At 53.9% G+C, this 1,370-nt stretch carries 2 protein-coding genes; both read left to right on the forward strand.

What is annotated here, in order from left to right; all coding sequences use genetic code 11:
- Nucleotides 1-66: 66 nt before the first annotated feature.
- The gene (locus DNI29_RS23770; RefSeq protein WP_019949546.1) at nucleotides 67-360 is read left to right on the forward strand and encodes a putative quinol monooxygenase; all 294 of its coding nucleotides are present in this window, start codon (nucleotides 67-69) and stop codon (nucleotides 358-360) included.
- 96 nt (nucleotides 361-456) lie between these two features.
- Nucleotides 457-1,338, forward strand: coding sequence for a helix-turn-helix domain-containing protein (locus DNI29_RS23775; RefSeq protein WP_110980642.1), 882 nt, complete (start codon nucleotides 457-459; stop codon nucleotides 1,336-1,338).
- Nucleotides 1,339-1,370 lie beyond the last annotated feature (32 nt).

The following is a 1,370-nucleotide window of genomic DNA, read 5'->3' on the forward strand; positions in this document are numbered from 1 at the left end:
CGTCCATGTTAATCCTTTCAGAGAGGCAGCACCTTTGTTATATCAATTCACCTAACCCCCACCTCCATGAAGAATGTAGGATTGCTGGTCCGGCTCGAAGCGAAGCCCGGTAAAGAGCAGGCAGTACTCGATTTTTTGACGGGCGCTCTGCCCCTGGCTCAGCAAGAGCCGGCTACCATAACCTGGTATGCTATTCAGCTGGCGCCGGCCACCTTCGGTATCTTTGATACCTTTCCGGATGAAGCAGGCCGGCAGGCGCATCTTAACGGCCCTATTGCCGCTGCGTTGATGGCCCATGCGGCCGACTTGCTGGCCGTGCCGCCTGTCATTGAACAAGTAGCTATCTTGGCTGCCAAATAATTACCAGCCCCTAAAGCGACCTATGCCTGGGCATAGGTCGCTTTAGGGGCTGGCGGGCAGTTCGTCCAGTTGGCTAGCTGCTATTCTTCTCACGCGATGGCGATTGACTGTTTCCTGCTAACTCATCCGCACACGGGTGAACTAGCGTTTCGAAGCTACTCCTTTAGCGACGACACCCCGTTTAATTACTTACAACGCAATAATTATTACTCCCTCATTCTGCTTACGCAGGGCAGCGGCGAGCTACGCGCCAACTTTGCCACCTACCTGTTTGCTGGCAGTACGCTGTGTTGTTTTGGCCCTTACCAACCTTACACTATCCAAGCCAGCACCGCTGTAGCGGGCCTGGTCCTGGATTTTCATGCCGACTTTTTCTGCATCTACCGGCATCAGCAGGAGGTAGCGAGCAATGGCATCTTGTTCAACACAATTTTTGAGCCGCCCTTCTTCCCGGTTACAACAGAGGCGGTGCGTGAATTTGCCGCCCTGGCAGCTGTGATGCAAGAGGAAGTACGGCGTCAAGAGGTAGCACAACAAGAGTCCATCGTATTATATCTGAAGCTCTTTTTGCTGAAAGCTATCCGTATTCGTACTGCACAGCCCGCGTTAGGCACCGAGCAGAACCCGTCTGGCCGGGAGCCCTGGCTCCTGCAGCAACTTCAAGATGCCATTAATACGCACTACCGCCACCTGCACACGGCCGGGGCGTATGCCGACCTGTTACGAGTTCCCGCCCGAAGCCTAACGCGCCTGGTCAAGTCCCATTATCAGAAGACGCTCAGCCAACTCATCACGGAGCGAATCATTATGGAGGCCAAGCGCGAACTGTACCTAACCAGTCAATCCGTCAAGGCTATCGCCTTCGCGCTGGGCTTCGGGGATGAATACTATTTCAGCCGCTTCTTCAAGAAAAATACGGCCGTATCGCCGCAGTTTTTTCGTGAATCAGTTGGGTTCGCAAAAGCAGAAGAAAGCTAGCGCTGTTGAGCTGCTAGCGTTTGGCTGGAGAA

This window comes from Hymenobacter sediminis (assembly GCF_003231285.1).
GTDB classification, from domain to species: Bacteria; Bacteroidota; Bacteroidia; order Cytophagales; family Hymenobacteraceae; genus Hymenobacter; species Hymenobacter sediminis.

Excerpts from the sequence above, each read along its gene's own strand:
- DNI29_RS23770 (WP_019949546.1), top strand. The coding sequence starts at position 67 with ATGAAGAATGTAGGATTGCTGGTCCGGCTCGAAGCGAAGCCCGGTAAA.
- DNI29_RS23775 (WP_110980642.1), top strand. The coding sequence starts at position 457 with ATGGCGATTGACTGTTTCCTGCTAACTCATCCGCACACGGGTGAACTA.